1 protein-coding gene is annotated in these 1,285 nt (G+C 56.5%); it reads right to left on the bottom strand.

Annotated features, from left to right (window positions below; genetic code table 11):
• Window positions 1-106: 106 nt before the first annotated feature.
• A protein-coding gene (locus ABKW30_RS29210; protein ID WP_348602480.1) for an IS3 family transposase occupies window positions 107-1,206 on the bottom strand; the annotation gives its coding sequence in 2 pieces (ribosomal slippage) (window positions 107-954 and window positions 954-1,206; 1,101 coding nt in all).
• Between the last annotated feature and the right edge of the window lie 79 nt (window positions 1,207-1,285).

Genomic DNA, 1,285 nt, shown 5'->3' with positions numbered 1-1,285 from the left:
TGACCTGCTCCCCTTTGTGTCCGCATTTATAAGTTAGCTCTGTTCTGGTTTTGACGTGCTCCCCGTCTTTAGGCCACCCGGAGCTGGAATTTTCCGGGGTTAAGGCTCATGCCGGCAGTGGAGCCGATGAGCCGTTTATGAGCGATATCGGCGGTTTATTGCCGATGGCGCTATGGGGCCGGACCTCATTATAGTCCTTACGCCAATCTTCTATTTTTCGCCGGGCATCGTCAAGGCTCATGAACCAGTGGGCGTTCAGGCATTCGCTACGGAACTTGCCGTTGAAAGATTCGATGAAGGCATTATCGGTCGGCTTTCCGGGGCGGGAGAAGTCGAGGATTACGCCCTTGTGATAGGCCCACAGATCGAGATCGCGGGAGATGAATTCCGAGCCCTGATCGACACGGATCGCCTTTGGATAGCCGGTTTCACGGCAGACCCGTTCCAAGGTATGAACGACATCCTCGCCGCGATAAGAGAACCTGGCGTCGACGGCGGGCGAGTAGCGCGAGAAGGTGTCGACGATGGTCAGCATCCGGATTTTACGACCGGTGGCGAGTTCGTCATGTACGAAGTCCATCGCCCAGGTCTCGTTGTGCCGAACCGCGGCACTGCGATCATCGCGCAGCTTGGCCTTCACCCGCCGCCTCGGTGTCTTGTTGCGCAGTTGCAGGCCTATCTCCCGATAAAGCCGATATATTCGCTTCGGATTCACCTGCCATCCCTCCCGCCGCAGCAGCACGTGAATACGCCGATAGCCATAACGCATCCGCGTCTCGGCAATCTCCTTGATCCGCGCCTTGAGGTCAGCCTGCTCGCCACGCCTCGACTTGTAGACGTACAACGCACGATCGATCTTCAGCGTCGAACAGGCGCGACGCGTCGACACTTTCCAAACCGATCGCAGCTCGTCGACAAGCTGGCGTTTGCGTGCAGGCCTCACAGCTTTTTTTGCAGAACATCCTGCAGCATGGCCTTGTCCAGCGACAGGTCCGCAACGATCCGCTTTAACTTGGCGTTCTCCTCCTCAAGCTGCCGCAACCGCCGCATCTCCGAGGGCATCAAGCCCGCATACTTCTTGCGCCAATTGTAAAATGTCGCGTCGGAAATCCCTGCCTTGCGGCAGACTTCCGCCACCGCAACACCGTCTTCTGCCTGCTTCAAAATGAAGGCGATCTGCGCTTCTGTAAACTTCGTCTTCTTCATCGGTTTCTCCTCAGCCCGTAACCGGGGCATTATTGGAAAATTCCAGTTGAGAATGGACTAATTTAACGGGAGCACGTCA

The sequence above is a fragment of the Phyllobacterium sp. SB3 genome, assembly GCF_040009165.1.
In the GTDB taxonomy this organism is placed as follows: Bacteria; Pseudomonadota; Alphaproteobacteria; order Rhizobiales; family Rhizobiaceae; genus Phyllobacterium.
Note: the sequence above shows the minus strand (reverse complement) of the source record. Positions and strands in the feature narration are given on the sequence as shown.